This is a genomic window from Arthrobacter sp. Y3224055, assembly GCF_059090825.1.
Genome location: NZ_JBNHGB010000002.1, coordinates 176232 through 195638 on the forward strand (window position 1 = coordinate 176232; position 19407 = coordinate 195638).

17 protein-coding genes are annotated in these 19407 nt (G+C 68.4%); 12 read left to right on the forward strand and 5 right to left on the reverse strand.

Annotated elements, in window-relative coordinates:
* Positions 1-31: 31 nt before the first annotated feature.
* Together AC5RTY_RS06115 and AC5RTY_RS06120 are read right to left on the reverse strand one after the other, a co-directional pair.
* Complete coding sequence (locus AC5RTY_RS06115; RefSeq protein ID WP_494014022.1) at positions 32-454, reverse strand: DUF4870 domain-containing protein; 423 nt, start codon at positions 452-454, stop codon at positions 32-34.
* Positions 455-563: 109 nt separating this feature from the next.
* Entirely contained in the window at positions 564-1406 is an 843-nt protein-coding gene (locus tag AC5RTY_RS06120; RefSeq protein ID WP_493999770.1) for a DUF3097 family protein, read from the reverse strand.
* 146 nt (positions 1407-1552) lie between these two features.
* On the opposite strand from AC5RTY_RS06120, the gene hrcA reads away from it, so the two are divergent.
* From hrcA to AC5RTY_RS06135, 3 genes are all read left to right on the forward strand, one after another.
* Positions 1553-2566 carry a heat-inducible transcriptional repressor HrcA gene (gene hrcA / locus AC5RTY_RS06125; RefSeq protein ID WP_494023054.1) on the forward strand — a complete coding sequence of 338 codons (1014 nt, stop codon included), beginning with the start codon at positions 1553-1555 and terminating at the stop codon, positions 2564-2566.
* A 73-nt stretch (positions 2567-2639) separates the two neighbouring features.
* Entirely contained in the window at positions 2640-3773 is a 1134-nt protein-coding gene (dnaJ, locus tag AC5RTY_RS06130; protein ID WP_494001258.1) for a molecular chaperone DnaJ, read from the forward strand.
* 2 nt (positions 3774-3775) lie between these two features.
* The gene (locus AC5RTY_RS06135) at positions 3776-4603 is read left to right on the forward strand and encodes a 16S rRNA (uracil(1498)-N(3))-methyltransferase (RefSeq protein ID WP_494139233.1); all 828 of its coding nucleotides are present in this window, start codon (positions 3776-3778) and stop codon (positions 4601-4603) included.
* Positions 4604-4626: 23 nt separating this feature from the next.
* Here the strand turns inward: AC5RTY_RS06135 and AC5RTY_RS06140 are convergent, their stop codons facing one another.
* Positions 4627-5628 carry a GerMN domain-containing protein gene (locus tag AC5RTY_RS06140; RefSeq protein ID WP_494014019.1) on the reverse strand — a complete coding sequence of 334 codons (1002 nt, stop codon included), beginning with the start codon at positions 5626-5628 and terminating at the stop codon, positions 4627-4629.
* 278 nt (positions 5629-5906) lie between these two features.
* Between AC5RTY_RS06140 and AC5RTY_RS06145 the strand changes: the two genes are divergently transcribed.
* From AC5RTY_RS06145 to AC5RTY_RS06165, 5 genes are all read left to right on the forward strand, one after another.
* Positions 5907-7013, forward strand: coding sequence for a PhoH family protein (locus AC5RTY_RS06145; protein WP_494139345.1), 1107 nt, complete (start codon positions 5907-5909; stop codon positions 7011-7013).
* Positions 7010-7483 (forward strand): rRNA maturation RNase YbeY, encoded by a 474-nt coding sequence (gene ybeY, locus AC5RTY_RS06150; protein ID WP_493978405.1) that lies wholly within the window; start codon positions 7010-7012, stop codon positions 7481-7483. Before AC5RTY_RS06145 ends, ybeY begins: the two co-directional genes overlap by 4 nt.
* Before the next feature lie 30 nt (positions 7484-7513).
* Positions 7514-8827: a hemolysin family protein gene (locus AC5RTY_RS06155; RefSeq protein ID WP_494014836.1), complete on the forward strand. Its 1314-nt coding sequence runs from the start codon at positions 7514-7516 to the stop codon at positions 8825-8827.
* Between the two features lie 50 nt (positions 8828-8877).
* Positions 8878-9819, forward strand: a complete 942-nt coding sequence (era, locus tag AC5RTY_RS06160) for a GTPase Era (RefSeq protein WP_494014133.1) — start codon at positions 8878-8880, stop codon at positions 9817-9819.
* A gap of 253 nt (positions 9820-10072) precedes the next feature.
* A complete protein-coding gene (locus AC5RTY_RS06165; protein ID WP_494139234.1) occupies positions 10073-11623 on the forward strand; it encodes an LCP family protein in 1551 nt (516 codons plus the stop codon).
* A 6-nt stretch (positions 11624-11629) separates the two neighbouring features.
* Here the strand turns inward: AC5RTY_RS06165 and AC5RTY_RS06170 are convergent, their stop codons facing one another.
* Positions 11630-13570, reverse strand: coding sequence for a M13 family metallopeptidase (locus AC5RTY_RS06170; RefSeq protein ID WP_494014017.1), 1941 nt, complete (start codon positions 13568-13570; stop codon positions 11630-11632).
* A 211-nt stretch (positions 13571-13781) separates the two neighbouring features.
* Here AC5RTY_RS06170 and leuA point away from each other — a divergent pair, with 211 nt between their 5' ends.
* The 3 genes from leuA to AC5RTY_RS06185 all read left to right on the forward strand — a co-directional run bounded on the left by leuA (position 13782) and on the right by AC5RTY_RS06185 (position 17151).
* Positions 13782-15533, forward strand: a complete 1752-nt coding sequence (gene leuA / locus AC5RTY_RS06175; protein ID WP_494014016.1) for a 2-isopropylmalate synthase — start codon at positions 13782-13784, stop codon at positions 15531-15533.
* 68 nt (positions 15534-15601) lie between these two features.
* Entirely contained in the window at positions 15602-16354 is a 753-nt protein-coding gene (recO, locus tag AC5RTY_RS06180) for a DNA repair protein RecO (RefSeq protein WP_493999761.1), read from the forward strand.
* The gene (locus AC5RTY_RS06185) at positions 16351-17151 is read left to right on the forward strand and encodes an isoprenyl transferase (RefSeq protein ID WP_494014015.1); all 801 of its coding nucleotides are present in this window, start codon (positions 16351-16353) and stop codon (positions 17149-17151) included. Before recO ends, AC5RTY_RS06185 begins: the two co-directional genes overlap by 4 nt.
* Positions 17152-17175: 24 nt before the next feature.
* Here AC5RTY_RS06185 and AC5RTY_RS06190 read toward each other — a convergent pair whose 3' ends face one another.
* Positions 17176-18192 (reverse strand): alpha/beta hydrolase, encoded by a 1017-nt coding sequence (locus AC5RTY_RS06190; protein WP_494014014.1) that lies wholly within the window; start codon positions 18190-18192, stop codon positions 17176-17178.
* A 92-nt stretch (positions 18193-18284) separates the two neighbouring features.
* Here AC5RTY_RS06190 and AC5RTY_RS06195 point away from each other — a divergent pair, with 92 nt between their 5' ends.
* Positions 18285-19352, forward strand: coding sequence for a quinone-dependent dihydroorotate dehydrogenase (locus AC5RTY_RS06195; RefSeq protein WP_494014013.1), 1068 nt, complete (start codon positions 18285-18287; stop codon positions 19350-19352).
* Positions 19353-19407 lie beyond the last annotated feature (55 nt).

Here is a 19407-nt window from a genome sequence, read left to right on the forward strand (position 1 = left end):
CCGGAGCGGCTGTGCGGGCCGTATGTCAGAGCTACCGAAACAGGCGCAGGTTGTAGGCGTACCGGTAGGGAACGCCGCGGTTGCACTTGACGCCGGCGATGACGGAATAGACCGTGAGGAAGACCCAGATGGCGGCCGCGATGACGGCAAAGAGCCCGCTGACCGCCGGGATGAGGATCAGCAGGTTCGCAATGATGGCCACCGCCGTGGGCGGAACCGTGAAGTTCAGGGCCTCTTTGGACTCCTGGGCGGTAAAGGGACCCCGGTCCTTGAAGATCAGGTAGATCGCCAGCGACGGGAAGCAGCCCAGGATGCCGCCGAAGTGCGCCATGGTGGCCCATTGCCGGTCCTCCGAAGGGGTCAGGGGCAAAGCGGACGCCGACGCGCTCTGGTACTGCTGGCGCGGAGCGGACTTGCGCTCCGGCTGCTGCTGGCGAGCAGAGTTCTCGGACACTGGACCTACCTTCGGAAAATCTTCTGACGGCTCACTTCTGTTCCTAGCCTAGCTGTTCCAGCCCGTCTCCCGGTGCATTCCGCGGGCGGGGGCGCCGGCCTTAACCCGCTCAAACCGTCAGGAAATCAATGACTTCCTCCACCCGGCCCAGGAGACTGGGCTCCAGGTCGGCATAGGTGTTAACACTGCCCAGCAGCCTCTTCCAGCCGTCGGCGATGTCTATCTGGGTCCGGTGCGGCCAGCCGAGGCCGGCGAGGATGCCGGTCTTCCAATCGGTGCCGCGCGGAACCACCGGCCACGCGGACCGCCCGATGACCGCCGGTTTGATGGCCTGCCACACATCGACGTAGGGGTGGCCAACAATCAGTACGTTGCCCGCCGCCGCGGGCACGGCCATGGCGGCCTCGGCTATCCGCCACTCCTTGGAGTTGGGGACCAGATGGTCCACCAGGATGCCGAGCCTGCGCTGCGGGCCGGGGGAGAAGTCCGCCACGGCAGCTGCCAAATCGTCCACGCCGTGCAGGGGTTCGACCACGATCCCCTCTACCCGGAGGTCGTCACCCCAGACCTTCTCCACGAGTTCGGCGTCATGCTTGCCTTCGACCCAGATCCGGCTGGCCCGCGCGACCCTGGCCCGCTGTCCCTCGACCTTGACCGAACCGGAGGCCGTCCGTTGCCGGACGGGAGCCTTCGCCGCCGGCGCCGCCGGCACCACCTTCACCGGCTCGCCCTCGAACAGGAAGCCGAAACCCAGCGGGAACGAGCGGACCTTGCCCCGGCGGTCTTCCAGCGACACCAGATGCACACCGCCGGACTTCTCCACCCGGACGACGGCGCCGACCCACCCGCTCTGTGCGTCCTCGAGCACCAGTCCCGGTTCGGCGCCGATTTCGCGCAGTGCCCGGGCCTTGGGGGCGGTGAGATCCTGGGGGCCCCAGCCGTAGCTGCTCATAAACTTTAAGTCCTCTGCTGGTTGTCGTCCTCACGGCACGGCCGCCCGACAATGCTAACAACGGCGGCGACGTATTAGACTTAGCACTTGGACGTGTTGAGTGCTAACGGTCTGTCCGCAGACGAGTTGGAGACAGGAGGAGTGCAGTGAGCGAGGTCCGGAGGCTGGAAGTGCTCCGCGCCATTGTCGAAGACTATGTGCACTCGCGCGAGCCGGTGGGCTCCAAGGCACTGGTCGACCGGCACAGCCTGGGCGTGTCGTCAGCCACGATCCGCAACGACATGGCGGCGCTGGAGGAAGAGGGGCTGATCGTCGCCCCGCACACCAGTGCCGGCCGGATTCCCACGGACAAGGGCTACCGCCTGTTCGTGGATCGGATTTCGGACGTCAAGCCGCTCTCTGCCCCCGAGCGCCGCGCCATCCAGAAACTGCTGGAAGGCGCCGACGACCTTGATGATGTCATGGAACGCACCGTGCGGTTGCTGTCCCAGTTGACCAACCAGGTGGCCGTCATCCAGTATCCCCAGCTGGGTGCTGCCAAGGTGCGGCACATCGAGTTCATCCTGCTGGCTCCCAAAAGGGCCCTGGTCGTGCTGATCGCGGACAACGGCAAGGTGGAGCAGCATGTCGCGGCGCTTCCGGCGGACGTCACCGAGGATGCCCTGGCCACGCTGCGCACGGCATTCCTGTCGGTGCTGTCCGGGAAGCCGCTGGCGGCAGTGCCGGGGCTGCTGAAGAACTCCCCGGTGCCGCCGCAGGCGGGGCCGGCGGGCACGGCCGAGGCCCTGGCGTCGCAGCTTTCGCAGCTTGCCGCGGCCACGAACGAGGAGCGGATCTTGATGGCCGGCACGGCCAACCTGGCCCGATCCACGGTCGACTTCCAGCTGAGCATCGGTCCCATCCTCGAGGCTCTTGAAGAACAGGTGGTGCTGCTGCAGTTGCTCTCCGAACTGCATCAGGACGCGCGTGGCATGTCGGTGAGCATCGGCAGCGAAAACCCCTACGGTTCGCTGGCCGAAACCTCCGTAGTGGCCACCGGGTACGGCCCGGGCGCGACGGCCAAGGTCGGCATCCTCGGCCCCACCCGAATGGACTATCCCACCACCATGGCCGCGGTGCGCGCCGTCGCACGTTATTTGTCACGGATCCTCGCCGGCTAGCCACACGCCGCGCAGTGTCCGCACCGGCCGTCGGCGCCGGTGAACCGATCCCCAGGAAGTGAAGTACTACAAGGTGAGTAACCACTACGACGCCCTCGGTGTCAGCCAGGACGCCTCCACCGAGGAAATCAAGAAGGCCTACCGCAAGCTGGCCCGCAAGCTGCATCCGGACGTGAACCCCGGCCCGGAGGCAGCCGAACAGTTCAAGCAGGTCAGCCACGCGTACGAGGTGCTGTCCGACCCGCAGAAGCGGCGCATCTACGACACCACCGGCAACGAGAACGGCAACGACACCGGCTTCGGCGGCGGCTTCTCCGGGTCCGGGTTCGCCTTCCAGGACATCTTCGAAAGCTTCTTCGGCGGCGCCGGAGCGGGCGGCGCCGGTCCGGCCTCCCGGACCCGCCGCGGCCAGGACGCCCTGATCAACGTGCGGATCGACCTCAAGGACGCGGTCTTCGGCGTCAACAAGAAAATCGAAGTGGACACCGCCGTTGTCTGCCCCACCTGCGACGGCAGTTGCTGCCGCCCCGGCACCAGCCCGCGCACCTGCGACATCTGCGGCGGTTCCGGCCAGGTCCAGCGTGCGGTGCGGTCCATCCTGGGCCAGGTCATGACCACTGCCGCGTGCGGCAGCTGCCAGGGCTTCGGTACGGTCATTCCCGACCCCTGCAACGAGTGCAACGGTGAGGGCCGCGTCCGCAGCCGGCGTTCGCTGACCATCAAGCTCCCGGCGGGCGTCGGGACCGGAACGCGGATCCAGCTGGCCGGCCAGGGCGAAGCAGGCCCCGCCGGCGGCCCGCAGGGCGACCTGTATGTGGAAATCCGCGTGAACCCGGACAAGAATTTCATCCGCGAGGGCGACGACCTGCACGTCACGCTCTCGGTGCCGATGACCGCTGCCGCGCTGGGCACCGACCTTACGCTGGACACCTTCGACGGCGAACAGGAAGTCAGCATCAAGCCCGGCACGCAGGCGGGCGAGACCCTCACCCTGCGCGGCCTGGGCGTGACCCACCTGCGCGGCTACGGTCGCGGCGACCTGCAGGTGCACGTGCATGTGGAGACCCCGAGCAAGCTGGATGCGGAGCAGGAGGACCTGCTGCGCCGGCTGGCCAGGGCCCGCGGCGAGGAATACACCGAGGGCAAGCTGGCGTCCTCCGGCACTGGCGTCTTCGCCCGCCTGCGGGACCGGCTCGGTAACCTCTAGGCGTGACCAACCACCTGTTCTTCACCGCTCCGGGCGAGCTCGACGACGTCGCTCCGGGCGACAGCTTCACCCTGGCCGGGGACGAGGCGCGGCACGCCGTCACGGTCAAGCGGATCGAACCGGGTGAAGCCGTCGATCTGGCCGACGGGCGGGGCCGGCGGCTGGTAGGGGAGGCCGTTGCCGGCACCTCCGGCCAGCTCACCGTCCGCGCGCTCCGGATCCTGCAGGAGCCACGGCCCGACCCGGAGTTGGTGCTGGTGCAGGCGCTGGTTAAGGGAAACCGCGACGAACTTGCCATCGAGGCGGCCACCGAACTGGGTGTCGATGCCGTGGTGCCGTGGCAGGCCGAACGCAGCATCGTGCGCTGGAGGGCGGACAAGGCGGCCAAGGGCGCGGCGAAATGGCAGCTGGCGGTCCGGGCGGCCGCCAAGCAGTCGCGGCGTGCCCGCGTTCCGGAGGTGGAGCCGCTGGTGGAACGGGCCGGGCTCTGCGCCCTGATCCGGGACAGCCGGCTCTCGCTGCTGCTGCACGAGGACGCCGCAGGCAGCGTGGCCGACGCCGTGGAGGGGGCCGGGTTGGGTGCCGACCCTGCCGTCGGGGAGCGCGGCGGAAACGACGGCGGCGCTGCCTTGCCCGATGCCCGTACCGGCGGCGCGGGGCGCGTGCTGATGATCGTGGGCCCCGAAGGCGGGATGAGCCAGGCCGAAGTGGAGGCGATGCTCGACGCCGGGGCGGTGGCCGTGCGGCTGGGGCCGCACGTCCTGCGGTCCTCCACGGCCGGGCCCGCCGCCTTGACCCTGCTCAGCGAGTTGCTGGGCCGCTGGCGCTGACCACGTCCGTCAGCAGAGCCGGCCTAGGTGATGGTGAAGACCTTGCTGTCCGCATTCTGCCGTTCGTCGGTCCGCCCGTCCTGGTCCTTTTGGAACACGTACAGCCGGTAGGTGCCCGGATCCAGCTTCTGGCTGAACCGGAACTCGCCGATCTGCCCGCTGTCGGCATCAACGAGGGCCGTGCCGTCCTTGACCAGGTCGCCTTCGGACGTGTCGTCGGAACCGGCCAGGCGGAAAATCTGCCAGCTCAGTTCCGATTCGTACGCGACCCCGCGGCCGAACACCTCCACGCGTCCGGCTGCGGTGGCACCGTCGGCCGGATCAATGATCCATACCGGGGCGGCCAGGCTGCTGTTCCGGCCCATCGGCTGGCCCAGCGGCACATGGCCAAAGGCTTCGTAACCGTGGTGCCCGTCCACGAGGATGACCACTTCCAGCGGATCATCCGACGTGCTCAGCCCGGCGTTCGCCGCCGCGGCCGTGGCGGTGAAGACCAGTTGCTGCACGGCCCGTTCGGCGATGCCGGCATCCACGCGGCGGCTGAACGCGTCCGAGGAAATGTCCAGCGTGATGACCGAACCGTTGGTGATGGAGGCGCCCACCTTGCTCGCCGGGCTGAGCGGATTAAAGTAGTCCGGATCGAGGGGCTGCAGCCGCGTCAGCGCGGCCACCGCCGTCGTAATGGGATCACCCAGGTTCTCCGCCTGGCGGTATTCCCGGTACAGGAACACGTTCCCGGCATTGGTGCCCAGCCAATAGACGGGGGAGAGCTCCGAGGAGCGCAGGGTCTCGACCGGCACGCTGGAGACCAGGGGGCTGCTGGCCGAAGCGGGGTCGGTGGGATTGGGCATGGAGGTCTGTCCGCCGCCGCCACCGCCGGCGGCCTGCGGCGAGCATCCGAGCAGCACCAGCGATGAGGCAGTGACCAGGGCCAACCACGCACCGAAGCGGCGTGTTGGGACCGAGCCTGCAGGCTGCCGGAGCTGGTTGCTGGTGATGCTTTCGATCCCTTCTGACGTTGGCAATGACCGGGTTTTTGTGGGCCGAAAAGGGCTGCTGCCGCCTTTCCTGCCTCACTAGCTTGGCATACGGGAGGGGGGCTGATGGCTGCTTTAACCGGCGCTCAACCGGACTGATGCAGGATTGATGCAGGATCGATACCAAGGCGTTTTTCGGGCCCGCAGAGGACTGTGCGGCGGCTCGTGCCGTAGCATGGACTTGTACCGTCGGGACCGGATCCATTTCCGGTTACCGCCAGCAAGCGCCCACCGAAGGAGCGATGAAAGGCCACATCGGCCGGACTATGTCCCAATCACGCCTGGATGTCGATCCGCTGGGATCAAGCAGCCGTTCCGTCCATTTCGATTCGTCGGAACACATGGTCAAGGCGCTCGGCGCCCACGACGAGGTGCTGCGGGTCATCGAGTCGGAGTTCAGCGATGTGGACCTGCATGTACGCGGCAACGAACTTTCCATCACCGGCCCCGCCGACGCGGTGCAGCTCACGCTCAACGTGGTGGAAGAGATCCGCGCCCTGGCAGCGAAGGATACGAGGATCACCGCGCAGGTGGTCGCCCAGCTGCTGCGCATGCTCGGGGAACAGTCGGCGCAGCGGCCGGCCGAAGTCCTGACGCTGAACATCCTCTCTTCGCGCGGCCGCAACATCCGGCCCAAGACCCTGAACCAGAAGAATTACGTCGAAGCCATCGACAACCACACCGTGGTGTTCGGCATCGGCCCCGCGGGTACCGGCAAGACCTACCTGGCGATGGCCAAGGCGGTCCAGGCCCTGCAGCACAAAGAGGTCAACCGCATCATCCTGACCCGTCCCGCGGTCGAGGCGGGGGAGCGCCTGGGCTTCCTGCCGGGCACGCTCAGCGACAAGATCGACCCGTACCTGCGCCCGCTCTATGACGCCCTGCACGACATGATGGACCCGGAATCGATTCCGCGCCTGATGGCCGCGGGCACCATTGAGGTGGCGCCGCTGGCCTACATGCGCGGGCGCACGCTCAACGACGCGTTCATCATTTTGGACGAGGCGCAGAACACGACCCCGGAACAGATGAAGATGTTCCTCACCCGGCTGGGCTTCGGTTCCAAGATGGTGGTGACCGGGGACGTGACGCAGATCGACCTGCCCGGCGGCACCAGCTCGGGCCTGAAGATCGTCAGCGAAATACTCGACGGCGTGGAGGACGTCCGCTTCTCCCGGCTGGACGCCACCGACGTGGTCCGCCACCGGCTGGTCAGCGACATCGTGACGGCGTACAGCCGCTGGGACGAGTCCCGCCGCGGCGAGGGCGGCCGGGACGAGTCGCGCCGCTCAGACGGCGGCCGGGGACCGCGCCGCGCACCCGCGGCCAGGCGGAAGACGGACGTGGAAGCCGGCCCGGAGGATCGAGCATGAGCATCGAGGTCAACAACGAATCGGCCGTCGCCGCCAACGAGGAAGAGCTGGTGCGGCTGGCACGGTTCGTGCTGGACTCGCTCTACGTCCATCCGGAGGCGGAACTGTCCATCATCATGGTCGACACCGAAGCGATGGAGCGGCTTCACATCGAGTGGATGGACGAGCCGGGCGCCACCGACGTGCTGTCCTTCCCGATGGACGAACTGCGTCCCGGCACCGCGATGAAGCCGGGCCCGCCCGGCGTGCTGGGCGACATCGTGATCTGCCCGCAGGTGGCGCAGGAGCAGGCAAAGAAGGCCGGCCACGGCCTGTTGGACGAAATGCTGCTGCTGACCACGCACGGCATCCTGCATTTGCTCGGTTTCGACCACGCCGAGCCGGCCGAGAAGGAAGAGATGTTCGGCCTGCAGCGCCAGTTGCTGTCCTCCTTCACCGGCAAGGCAGCCCCCACCGAAACCACCCTGTAGAGCCCGGCGATGCTCTGGATACTCGCCGCCATGACGCTGGCTTTCACGCTGTTCGCCGGGGTGCTGACCGCCGCCGAGGCCGCCTTTACCTACCTGCCGCGCCACGACGCGGAAAACCTGCTGCGTTCCGGGCGGAGCCGCAGCCTGCGCCTCATCCTGGCGTCGCCGGCGGCCCACATGCACGGGCTGCGTTTCTGGCGCGTCTGGTTCGAGATGGCCGCCGCCGTCGCCATCGCCCTGCTGTTCCACGACCTGCTGGACAACATCTGGCTGGCCGGACTGCTGGCCACCGTCACCATGGCCGCCGTCGGGTTCGTGCTGGTCGGGGTCTCCCCGCGGCAACTGGGCCGGATGCACGCCGGCGCCGTCGTGCTTTCCACCGCCTTGCTGGTCAGGCTGCTGTGCTCGATCCTCGGTCCCGTGCCCCAATGGCTGGTCCGTCTGGGCAGCGCGGTGGCCCCGAACGCGCCGCGCGCCGACGCGGCCTTCTTCACCGAAGAGGAGTTCCGCGAACTCGTGGACCGGGCCAACGAGTCCGACATGATCGAGGACACCGAGGCGGAACTAATCCACTCCGTCTTCGAGCTGGGCGATACCAAAGTCCGGGCGGTGATGGTGCCGCGCACGGACATGCTCAGCATCGACTCCGGCTCCACCCTGCAGGAGGCCATGACGCTGTTCCTGCAGTCGGGCTATTCGCGGATCCCCGTGATCATGGACACCGCGGACCAGATCCGCGGCATCGTCTACCTGAAGGACGTGGCCGCCCGGATCCACGGCCGGGAGGACCACGGCGCCGGCATGCTGGTGGACCAGATCTGCCGCGAGGTCCGGTACGTGCCCGAGTCGAAGTCGGTCGGCGAGCTGCTGCAGGAAATGCAGCGCGAGTCCACGCACGTGGCCATCGTGATCGACGAATACGGCGGCACCGCCGGCCTGGTCACGCTCGAGGACCTCATCGAGGAGATCGTCGGCGAGATCGTCGACGAATACGACACCGAGCGCCCCGAAATCGAGGCGCTGCCGGACGGCCTGTACCGGGTCAGCGCGCGCACCGGCATCGACGACGTCGGCGAACTGTTCAATCTGGAGCTGGACGACGAAGAGGTGGACACCGTCGGCGGGTTGCTGGCCAAAAGCCTCGGCCGGGTGCCGATTGTCGGCAGCGAAGTAGAGCTGGACGGCCTGCACCTGCGCGCCGAACGGCTGGAGGGCCGGCGCAACCGCGTCAGCCATGTCCTGGCCTGGTACGAAGCGCCCGCCCGGAACCAGTACGCCAACGACGACGGCGCTGCCGCCGCCGATGACCCCGCCCGGATGCCCGGGACGGAGAGGGAACGATGACCAACCCCGAAAACGCCACCGGCGCCAACAGCACCGACAAGGCCGTGGCCATGCCGTCAAGCGGCTGGCCCAAGGACTACCGCGCCGGTTTCGTGTCGCTGGTGGGCCGCCCGAACGCGGGCAAGTCCACGCTGACCAACGCGCTGGTCGGGCAGAAGGTGGCCATCACCTCCGCCAAACCGCAGACCACGCGGCACACCATCCGCGGCATCGTGCACCGGCCGGATGCCCAGCTGGTGCTGGTGGACACGCCCGGCCTGCACCGGCCCCGGACCCTGCTGGGGCAGCGGCTGAACGACCTCGTGGCGGACACGCTTGCCGAAGTGGACGCGATCGGCTTCTGCCTGCCGGCCAACGAGAAGATCGGCCCCGGCGACCGCTTCATTGCCAACCAGCTGGCCGCCCTGTCCGGCAAGCCCGTGGTGGCGCTGGTGACCAAGACGGACCTGATGGACAAGCAGGCGCTGGCCGAGCAGCTGCTGGCGGTCGCGGCACTGGGCGCGGAGATCTTCGGCCCGGACGGCTTCGCCGACATCGTGCCGGTTTCCGCCGCCAAGGGAGACCAGGTCCAGACGGTCGCGGATGTGCTGGTCCGGCAGATGCCGCTGTCGCCGCCGCTCTATCCCGACGGCGAGCTCACGGACGAACCCGAAGCCGTGATGGTGGCCGAGCTGGTCCGGGAGGCGGCGCTGGAGGGGGTGCGCGACGAACTGCCCCACTCGCTGGCCGTGGTGGTCGAGGAGATCGTTCCGCGCGAAAGCCGCAGCGCCGACAACCCGCTGCTGGATGTCCGGGTGAACCTCTTCGTGGAGCGTCCGTCGCAGAAGGCCATCATCATCGGCAAGGGCGGGGAGAGGCTCCGCGACGTCGGCACCCGCGCGCGCAAGGGGATCGAGGGCCTGCTGGGCACCCGCGTCTACCTTGACCTGCACGTAAAAATAGCCAAGGACTGGCAGCGCGACCCCAAGCAGCTGGTGCGGCTCGGTTTCTGAGCCTCCGGCGCCGCCGGGAACTTTCCCCGGCCGCAACCCGTAGAATACTTAGCGGCCAGTGATGGGCTGGCCGCGTCTTTTTTATCTGACTTACAACCGTGCAGAGGGGTATCCCGTGGATCATCGCGGCAGTTCCGGTGATGACCCGCAGACCCCGACGGGACAGCCGCCCGCGGGGCAGGATCCCGCCCCGCGGTCACCGGCCGGCGGCCCGCCGCGGCGCGCGCAGGCGCGGGCCGCCAATCCGAGGCACATGGGCCGCGGGCCCAAACTGCTGTGGCTGAAGGTCGTGGCGGGCGCGCTGGCGCTGGCCCTGGCGGCCGGTGTGGGCGTCGTGGTGTTCAAAATCGTGGGCCTGCGCGACAGCATCAGCACCTCGCCGCTGAACCTGGGCACCGGCGCCCAAGGGCTGCCGGTGGACCTGAGCCGTGATCCCGTGCAGATCCTCATCCTGGGTACCGACACACGCGCCGGCAGCGACGGCCGGTACGGCTCGGACGGCTCGTCGGCCGGCTTCGGCAAATCGGACGTGATGATGCTGATGAACCTGTCCGCGGACCGGGAGCGGGTCACCGTGGTCAGCCTGCCGCGCGACCTGCTCACCACCATCCCCACCTGCACCGATCCGGAGACCGGCGAGGTGTACCCGGAGCAGCAGGATGCCCAGCTCAATGCCGCCCTGACCTATGGCGGCCCCGGCTGCACCGTGGCGGCCGTCAACGAAATGACAGGCCTGGAGATCGACCACTTCATGATGGCCGACTTCAACGCGGTCAAGGAGCTCTCCACGGTGATCGGCGGCGTGGAAGTCTGCGTCAACGAGCCCATTAATGACACCTACTCCAAGCTGCGGCTCCCGGCCGGCGTGAGCACCGTGCAGGGCGAGCAGGCGCTGGCGTTCCTGCGCACCCGGCACTCCTTCGGCGACGGCGGAGACCGCGGCCGTATCCGTGCGCAGCAGAGCTTCCTGGCGTCCATGGCCCGCAAGATCCAGTCCGAAGGCACGCTGACCAACGTGCCCCGCCTCTACTCCATCGCCGAGGCCGTGGTCAACAACCTCACGGTGGACGAAGGCCTGGCCGAGGTTTCCCGGCTGCTGGCCCTGGCGGACCGGGTCAAGAGCGTTGACCTGGGGAAGGTCGCGTTCGTCGCGCTGCCCACTAAGAGCGCCCCCATGGACGAGAACCGCCTGGTCCTGGACGAGGAACCGGGACAGGCCCTGTTCCGGATCCTGCGCCAGGACGGCGACGTCACCGCACCGGAGGTCAACACCGCCGGGTCGCCCGACCCGACGACGACGGGGGAGGCCGGCGGAGAACCCGCGGCCGGCGCCTCGGGCGGCGGCACCCCGTCCCCGACGGCAACCGACGACGGCGGGCCGACGGCCGGGGCGACGACCGCGCCGGGCGGGGACCCGACGGCCGGCGTGCCGTCCTTCGACCCGGCCGTGCAGCCCGTCGAGGTAATCAACGCCTCCGGCGCGGCCGGCCGCGACGAGGAACTGGCCGAACAGCTGCAGGCGCTGGGGTACCTGCTGGCGGCCCCGGGCGACGGCGGATCCGAACGCACCACCACGCAGCTGTTCTACTCGGCCGGATTCGAACACGTGGCCCTCTCCCTCGCGGAAGAACTGAACGTCCCCCGGGCCAACGTCCTCGCCTCCGGCGACCACTACGGCGTCGCCCTGTCGGTCGGCCGGGACTTCGCCAGCGGCACGCAACTGGCCGAGACCGGCGGCGTGGCCGGCGGCTTCAAGGGCCAGACCGCCGACCAGGTCACCTGCCAGCAGCCCGGCGCCTTCTAGCAGCCGCTACCAGATCCTGACCCGCTCGGCCGGGTCGAGCCACAGCCCGTCGCCCGGAGCGGTGCCGAACGCTTCGTGGAACGCGTCCAGGTTGCGCACCACCTGGTTGCAGCGGAACTCGTTCGGGGCATGCGGGTCGATCGCCAGCCGGCGCGCCGCCTCCTCCGAACGGATCTTCTGCCGCCAGCACTCGGCCCAGGAGTAGAAGAACCGCTGGCTGCCGCTCAGCCCGTCAATCACCGGGGCTTCCCGGCCCGCCAGGCTCAGCCGGTACGCGCGGTACGCGATGGCCAGCCCGCCGAGGTCGCCGATGTTCTCGCCCAGGGTGAGTTCGCCATTGACCGTGTTGCCGGGAGCCTCCGCCGGACTGAGCGCCGCGTATTGGGCCACCAGTTGGCCGGTGAGCCGCTCGAAGGCGGCCCGATCTTCGTCGGACCACCAGTTCCGCAGCGCGCCGGTGCCGTCGTACTGCGATCCCTTGTCGTCGAAGCCGTGGCCGATCTCGTGGCCGATGACCGCACCGATGGCGCCGTAGTTGGCCGCGGCATCGGCGTCGGCATCGAAGAAGGGCGGCTGTAGGATCGCCGCGGGGAAGACGATCTCGTTCATGGTCGGCATGTAGTAGGCGTTGACGGTCTGCGGCGTCATGTGCCACTCGGCCTCGTCGATGGGCTTACCCAGCTTCGCCAGGTTGCGGCGGACCTCGAACTCGTTGGAGGCGAGGACGTTGGACCAGACATCGTCCCCGGGCACGAAGGCGGAGTAGTCGATCCACTTCTCCGGGTAGCCGATCTTGGTGCGGAAGGCCGCCAACTTCTCCAGCGCTTTCCCGATCGTTGCGCTGCTGAGCCACGGCAGGGCGGAGATGCTCTCCCGGTAGGCGGCCAGAAGGTTGGCGACCAGTTCTTCCATCCGTTCTTTATGCGCCGGCGGGAAATGCCGCGCCACGTATTCCTGCCCGATGGCCTCCCCGAGGGCGCCTTCCACCAGGGACACGCCGCGCTTCCACCGCTCCTTGAGTTCCGGGGTGCCGCTGAGGGTGCGGCCGTAGAAGCCGAAGTGCGTCTGGACCGCTTCGTCGTGAAGATAAGGCGCCGCCGTCGTCAGCACGTGGAGCCGCAGCCAGGCCTGCCAGGCCTCCAGCGGCTCGCTGTCCAGCAGGGCGTCGAGCGTGCCGAGGAACCCGGGCTGGCAGACCACCAGCTCGGCCGCCGCGCCCGCTTCGGGGCCCAGCGCCGCCAGCCATTCCGGCATCCAGTCCGCCATGGCGGCCACCTGCCCGGCGGTGCGCAGGTTGTAGGTCTGCTGCGGATCGCGGCAGGAGACCTTGTCCAGGTGGCCGGCCGCCAGCTTGTGCTCCAGATCCAGCGCCGCGTCAGCCTGCACCGGGTCGAAGCCGGCCAGCTGCAGCATCTTCCGGGCGTAGTCCCGGTAGGCCTCGCGGATGGGACCGAAGTCCTCCTCGCGGTAGTACGCCTCGTCCGGCAGACCCAGTCCCGCCTGGTACAGGTAGATCAGGTAGCGGGTGGGGTCGCCGGCGTCGTTGTTGACGAAGAACGCGAGCGGATACGCGGCGCCGCTGCGGCTGAAGGCCCCGATCACCTCGCGCAGCCCGTCCCGGTCGGAAATCTTCGCGATCGCGGCGAACTGCTCCGCCAGCGGCGAGAAACCCTTGGCCTCGGCCGTGTCGGTGTCCATGAAACCGGCGTAGAGGACGCCGATCTTACCCGCCGGGCTGGTGGGATCCGGGTGCGCGGCGGCGTCTTCGATGATGGCCCGCACGGATTCTTCGGATGCGTCGCGCAGGGCCGTGAAGGAGCCTTCCAGCGCCCGGTCGTCGGGGATGGCGGTCTCGGCAAGCCACTTCCCGTTCACGTGCCGGAAGAGGTCGTCCTGCGGGCGGACGGCCGGGTCGACGTTGGACAACACGATGCCGGAGCGGCTCATGTGCGCCTCATTTCTTCGTTGCTTTCATCTATTCCCTCACATCCTACGCACCGTGCTAGTGTGAAATTGTGCGCGCAGGAATGCTCCTTCTTAGCTGCCGCGGCGAGGCCACGCGAACTACTGTTTGACAGGCCGAACCCTCGCTGCGGAGTTTGTGTTGCCCGGCCAAAATTTTTCGATTAGCTCACATGAGAAAAGGCCACACACCAAAATGCGAAACGCACAAAAGTCCTCCGGAATGCCCATCCATAAGTACATTCCCTTCCAGGACCAGATCGCCGTAGAACTGCCCGACCGCACCTGGCCGGACAAAGTGATGACGAAGTCCCCGCGCTGGTGCGCCGTGGACCTGCGCGACGGGAACCAGGCGCTGATCGATCCGATGAGCCCCGAACGCAAGCACAAGATGTTCGACCTGCTGGTGAAAATGGGCTACAAGGAGATCGAAGTCGGTTTCCCGTCCGCATCGCAGACCGACTTCGACTTTGTCCGCCAGCTGATCGAAGGCGACCGGATCCCCGATGACGTGACCATCCAGGTCCTCACACAGTCCCGCGAGCACCTGATCGAGCGCACCTACGAGTCCATCGCCGGCGCCGGCCGCGCCATCGTGCACCTGTACAACTCCACCTCCGTGCTGCAGCGGCGGGTGGTGTTCCGGGAAGACCAGGACGGCATCGTGGACATCGCCTTGCAGGGCGCCCGGCTGTGCCGGAAGTACGAAGAGGGCCTGAAGGGCACCGAGATCACCTACGAATACTCGCCCGAGTCCTACACCGGCACGGAACTGGAATTCGCGGCCCGCATTTGCAACGCCGTCACCGACGTCTTTGAGATCTCCGCCGACCGGAACGTCATCCTGAACCTGCCGGCCACGGTGGAGATGGCGACCCCGAACGTGTACGCCGATTCCATCGAGTGGATGTCGCGGAACCTGAACAACCGCGAGAACGTGATCCTCTCCCTGCACCCGCACAACGACCGCGGCACCGGGGTGGCGGCGGCGGAACTGGGCTACCTGGCCGGCGCCGACCGGATCGAGGGCTGCCTGTTCGGCAACGGCGAGCGGACCGGCAACGTGGACCTGGTGACGCTGGGGCTGAACCTGTTCAGCCAGGGCATCGACCCGATGATCGATTTCTCCAACATCGACGAAGTGCGCCGCACCGTCGAATACTGCAACCAGCTGCCGGTGCCCGAACGCTCCCCGTACGGCGGCGACCTGGTGTTCACCGCATTCTCCGGCTCCCACCAGGACGCCATCAAGAAGGGCTTCGAGGCCATGGAGGCCGACGCGGCCGCCCAGGGCAAGACGGTGGACGAACTCGTCTGGGCGGTGCCCTACCTGCCGGTCGATCCGAAGGACCTGGGCCGCAGCTATGAAGCCGTGATCCGGGTGAACTCGCAGTCCGGCAAGGGCGGCGTGGCCTATCTGCTCAAGCACGAGCACAACCTGGACCTGCCGCGCCGCGCCCAGATCGAGTTCTCGGGCGTCATCCAGCGGCGCACGGACACCGTGGGCGGCGAGGTCAGCCCCGCGCAGCTGTGGGAGACCTTCACCGACGAGTACCTGCCGACCCCGGACAACCGGTGGGGCCACTACACCCTGGGATCCGTTAAGACCGACAGCGCCGACGACGGTTCCTTCCAGCTGACCGCCACCATGGGCGTGGACGGCGTCCAGAGCCGCCGCACGGCCGAAGGCAACGGCCCGATCGCCGCGCTGCTGGAAATTTTCCGGCAGGACGGCGTGGATGTGCGGGTACTGGACTACACCGAGCACGCGCTCTCCGAGGGCGGCAACGCCCGGGCCGCCGCCTACGTGGAGTGTGCCGTGGGCGACCGGGTGCTGTGGGGCATCGGCATCGACACGAACACCACCATGGCCTCCCTGAAAGCCGTCGTGTCCGCGGTAAACCGCGCCATCCGCGACGAAGGGGCCAAGGCCGCCGGCTCCCTCTAGGGAACCCTCCAGCGGGCTTCCCTGCCGTGCCGCGGCGGGGGAGCCCGCTTTAGTGGGAGAATGGGACGGTGTCCAACAGATCCTTCGCCTCCCGCACGTACCGGGACCAGGGCGTCATCCTGCGGACCCACAAACTCGGCGAGGCCGACCGGATCATCACGCTTCTCACCAGGCAGCACGGCCAGATCCGGGCGGTTGCCAAAGGCGTGCGCCGCACCAGCAGCAAGTTCGGCGCGGTGCTGGAACCCTTCATGGTCGCGGACCTGCAGTTGGTCTCCGGCCGGAGCCTGGACATCGTCACGCAGGCCCAGATGGTCGGGCCGTACGGCCGGGACATCGCCGCCGACTACACCAAGTACACCTCCGCCGCCGCCATCTGCGAGACGGCGGAAAAACTCACCGACGTCGACGGCGAATCGGCAGGAGCGCATTACGGGCTGGTCATCGGCGCGCTCTCGGCGCTCAGCCGCAGCGTGCACGCACCCGAGCTGATCTTGGATTCCTACCTGCTGCGGGCGCTTGCGACGGCGGGCTGGGCCCCCAGCTTCGACCAGTGTGCCCGGTGCGGCGCCCAGGGACCGCATACCGCCTTCGCCGCTCCGCTGGGCGGCGCGGTATGCCACGACTGCCGTCCGCCCGGGTCGGCCTCGCCCGCACCGGAAACGATGCAGTTGCTCGCCGCCCTGCTCTCCGGAGACTGGCCGGCAGCGGACGCCTCCGCCGCCGGCCCGCGCCGCGAGGCCGCCGGCCTGGTGGCCAGTTACCTGCAGTGGCACCTTGAACGAACCCTGAAATCCCTCAAGCATGTGGAGCGAGTGTGACCCCGATTTCCCGGCAACCGCAGCAGCCATGGCCGCATCCCTCCGGCGCCAGACCGCCCGCCCTGCCTCCGGCGCTGGTCCCGGAACACGTGGCCATCGTGATGGACGGCAACGGCCGCTGGGCGAACCAGCGCGGGCTGCCGCGGACCGAGGGGCACCGCGCCGGGGAAGCGGCCCTGCTGGACGTGATGGCCGGCGCGATCGAAATCGGGGTCAAACACGTCAGCGTGTATGCCTTTTCCACCGAGAACTGGAAGCGGTCCCCGGAAGAGGTCCGCTTCCTGATGGGCTTTAGCCGGGATGTGCTGCGCCGCCAGCGCGACCAACTCGACGATTGGGGGGTGCGGATCCGCTGGTCCGGCCGCCGGCCCCGGTTGTGGAAGTCGGTGGTCAACGAACTGGAGGTCGCCGAGCGACAGACGGCCGGCAACTCCACCTGCACCCTGACCATGTGCGTGAACTACGGCGGGAGGGCGGAAATTGCCGATGCCGCCGCCGCCATCGCCGCCGACGTCGCGGCCGGACGGCTGCGGGCATCGTCGGTCTCGGAAAAGACCGTGCAGCGCTACCTCGACGAGCCGGACCTGCCGGACGTCGACCTGTTCCTGCGCACGTCGGGGGAGCAGCGTTTCTCCAACTTCATGCTGTGGCAGTCCGCGTATGCGGAGATGGTGTTCATGGATACCCTCTGGCCCGATGTGGACCGCCGCACCCTTTGGGAAGCCATCGACATTTACGCCCGCCGCGACCGGCGGTACGGGGGAGCGGTGGACGCCGCCGCGGCCGGCGGGGCCTAGCCGGTTGCAACCGCGGCGGCCGTACTACCGCTGCTGGGTGTCCGTAAGGTCCTCGGTCCGGTCGTCCTGCAACACGTAGGCCTGCGCCCAGCGCTGCAGCCGGGCATAGGCGTCCCGCCGCACGTCGGTGCGGGAGAGGAACACGTCGTGCAGGGCGTCATGCACCTGCTCGATGGAGACGCTGTATCCCAGCCGGACCGCCCGCTCAGTCATGGTGCGGATGTCCAGCACCACGTCGGTGCTCCTCATGTCCTCGTGCCAGACCGAGCCGTTCATGCTGCGCGTCGAAGACATCACCAGCACCGGGATCTCGAGCTTCAGCCCCTTCGCGACCTTCGACTGTCCCTCCCAGATGGCGCTGAGCCAACCGGCGCGCACGGGGAAGGACTCCGGCGGCCGCAGCCTGGGGTCCAGATCCCATTCGCCCTCGGCGGTGCGGCTGATGCTGCGGTAGTAGAAGCCCCGGACCGGCAGTTTGATCTCGGTTTCCGGCTTGAGCCGGGACAAGGGTTCCAGCACCGCGCCGGCGGCTCGCCGGACCAGGGAGCTGCCGTGCATTTCCAGCCAGGGACTGTTCAGGACCAGGGCGCGCAGCTCGCCCGGGTGTTCCGCCGCCCACAGGGCCGCCACCAGCCCTCCGGTGGAGTGTCCCATCAGCGTGATCTTCGTCTCCGACTGGCCGCGTTCCTCACGGATCAGATCGAGCGCCAGCGAAATCTCGTCCTCGTACTGGCGCAGGTCCGTCACGAAGCCCGCCGGATCCCCCTCCCGCAGGCTGCGTCCGTGATGGTGCAGGTCCAGCGCAAAGAACGCCACGCCTTGGCGGTGCCAGAACTCCGCCAGTTCCGTGTTGAAGAAATAGTCGCTCCAACCGTGCACATACAGGACGGCGTGCCCGCCGGGGGAGCGCTGCGGGGAGTGCGGCAGGTAGCGGATCAGCGTCGCCCGCTGCTCCCGCCCGCCGGGGGCCGGCACTTGCAGGACCGTGGACTCGAACTCCGGGCCGAGGATGTCTTCTTGCCAGTCGGCTGCCGTCGCCACGTGGTCCTTCCTCTCTGTCCGGTTGCTGCCCCCATGTTATCGCCGGGTGGACACGGTTTGGTGCGGCGGCCTCCGCACGGAAAACTAGGACCATGCGCCTCTACCCCGCCTTCTTCCGCGCCGCGTTCTCCTGGATGGACGCCGAGCGTGCCCACCGAATCGGTTTCCAGCTCATCCGTGCCGCGCACCGGTGCGGGGCCGGGGCAGTGCTGCGCCGCGTCACGCGCCCGGATCCGTCCCTGGCCACCGAGGCGCTGGGCCTGACCTTCCCCTCGCCGTTCGGCCTGGCCGCGGGCTTCGACAAGGAGGGTTTCGGCATCGAGGCGCTGGCCGACCTGGGTTTCGGCGCGGTGGAGGTCGGCACCATCACCGGGAGCGCGCAGCCGGGCAACGCGCAGCCCCGGCTGTTCCGGCTGGTCGAGGACCGCGCCGTGATCAACCGGATGGGCTTTAATAACGACGGCGCGGCGGCCGTCGCGCCGCGGATCGCCGCCGCCCGGCGCGGCCTGGCTTCCCGATACGGCACGCTCCGGCCCGTCATCGGCGTGAACATCGGCAAGACGAAGGTGGTGGAACTGGCCGATGCCACCGAGGACTATCTGAAGAGCACCCAGCTGTTGGCCCGGTCCGCCGACTACCTCGTGGTCAATGTTTCGTCGCCGAACACGCCCGGATTGCGGCTGCTGCAGAACGTGGAGACGCTGCGGCCGCTGCTGCGGGCAGTGGGGGAGACCGCCGATTCCGCGGCCGGCCGCCATGTCCCGTTGCTGGTGAAGATCGCCCCGGACCTCAGCGACGAGGACATCGACGACGTCGCCCGGCTCGCGCTGGAACTGAACCTGGACGGCATCATCGCGACCAACACGACGGTTTCCCGCGAGGGCCTTGTCTCGGACGACACCAAGATCGCGGCCTGCGGGGAAGGCGGCCTCTCCGGGGCCCCGTTGAAGCAGCGCTCCCTCGACGTGCTGCGCCGGCTGCGCGCCGCCGTCGGGGACGACCTGGCGCTAATCTCCGTGGGCGGTGTCGAGACGGCCGGCGACGTGCAGCAGCGGCTGGACGCCGGTGCGACCCTGGTGCAGGGCTATACGGCGTTCCTGTACGAGGGACCCTTCTGGGCAAGCCGCATCAACCGCGGCCTGGCCAAGCGCCGGCGCTGAACGGACCCAGCGCCATCCGGCGCCCCGGCATGCCCTCCGAAGCGCGACCGGGCCT

Coding starts and splice junctions, on each gene's coding strand:
- era (WP_494014133.1), top strand. CDS start 8,878: ATGCCGTCAAGCGGCTGGCCCAAGGACTACCGCGCCGGTTTCGTGTCG.
- AC5RTY_RS06170 (WP_494014017.1), bottom strand. CDS start 13,570: ATGAGCCGCTCCGGCATCGTGTTGTCCAACGTCGACCCGGCCGTCCGC.
- AC5RTY_RS06165 (WP_494139234.1), top strand. CDS start 10,073: ATGGGCCGCGGGCCCAAACTGCTGTGGCTGAAGGTCGTGGCGGGCGCG.
- leuA (WP_494014016.1), top strand. CDS start 13,782: ATGCGAAACGCACAAAAGTCCTCCGGAATGCCCATCCATAAGTACATT.
- ybeY (WP_493978405.1), top strand. CDS start 7,010: ATGAGCATCGAGGTCAACAACGAATCGGCCGTCGCCGCCAACGAGGAA.
- AC5RTY_RS06120 (WP_493999770.1), bottom strand. CDS start 1,406: ATGAGCAGCTACGGCTGGGGCCCCCAGGATCTCACCGCCCCCAAGGCC.
- AC5RTY_RS06195 (WP_494014013.1), top strand. CDS start 18,285: ATGCGCCTCTACCCCGCCTTCTTCCGCGCCGCGTTCTCCTGGATGGAC.
- AC5RTY_RS06145 (WP_494139345.1), top strand. CDS start 5,907: ATGTCCCAATCACGCCTGGATGTCGATCCGCTGGGATCAAGCAGCCGT.
- AC5RTY_RS06155 (WP_494014836.1), top strand. CDS start 7,514: ATGACGCTGGCTTTCACGCTGTTCGCCGGGGTGCTGACCGCCGCCGAG.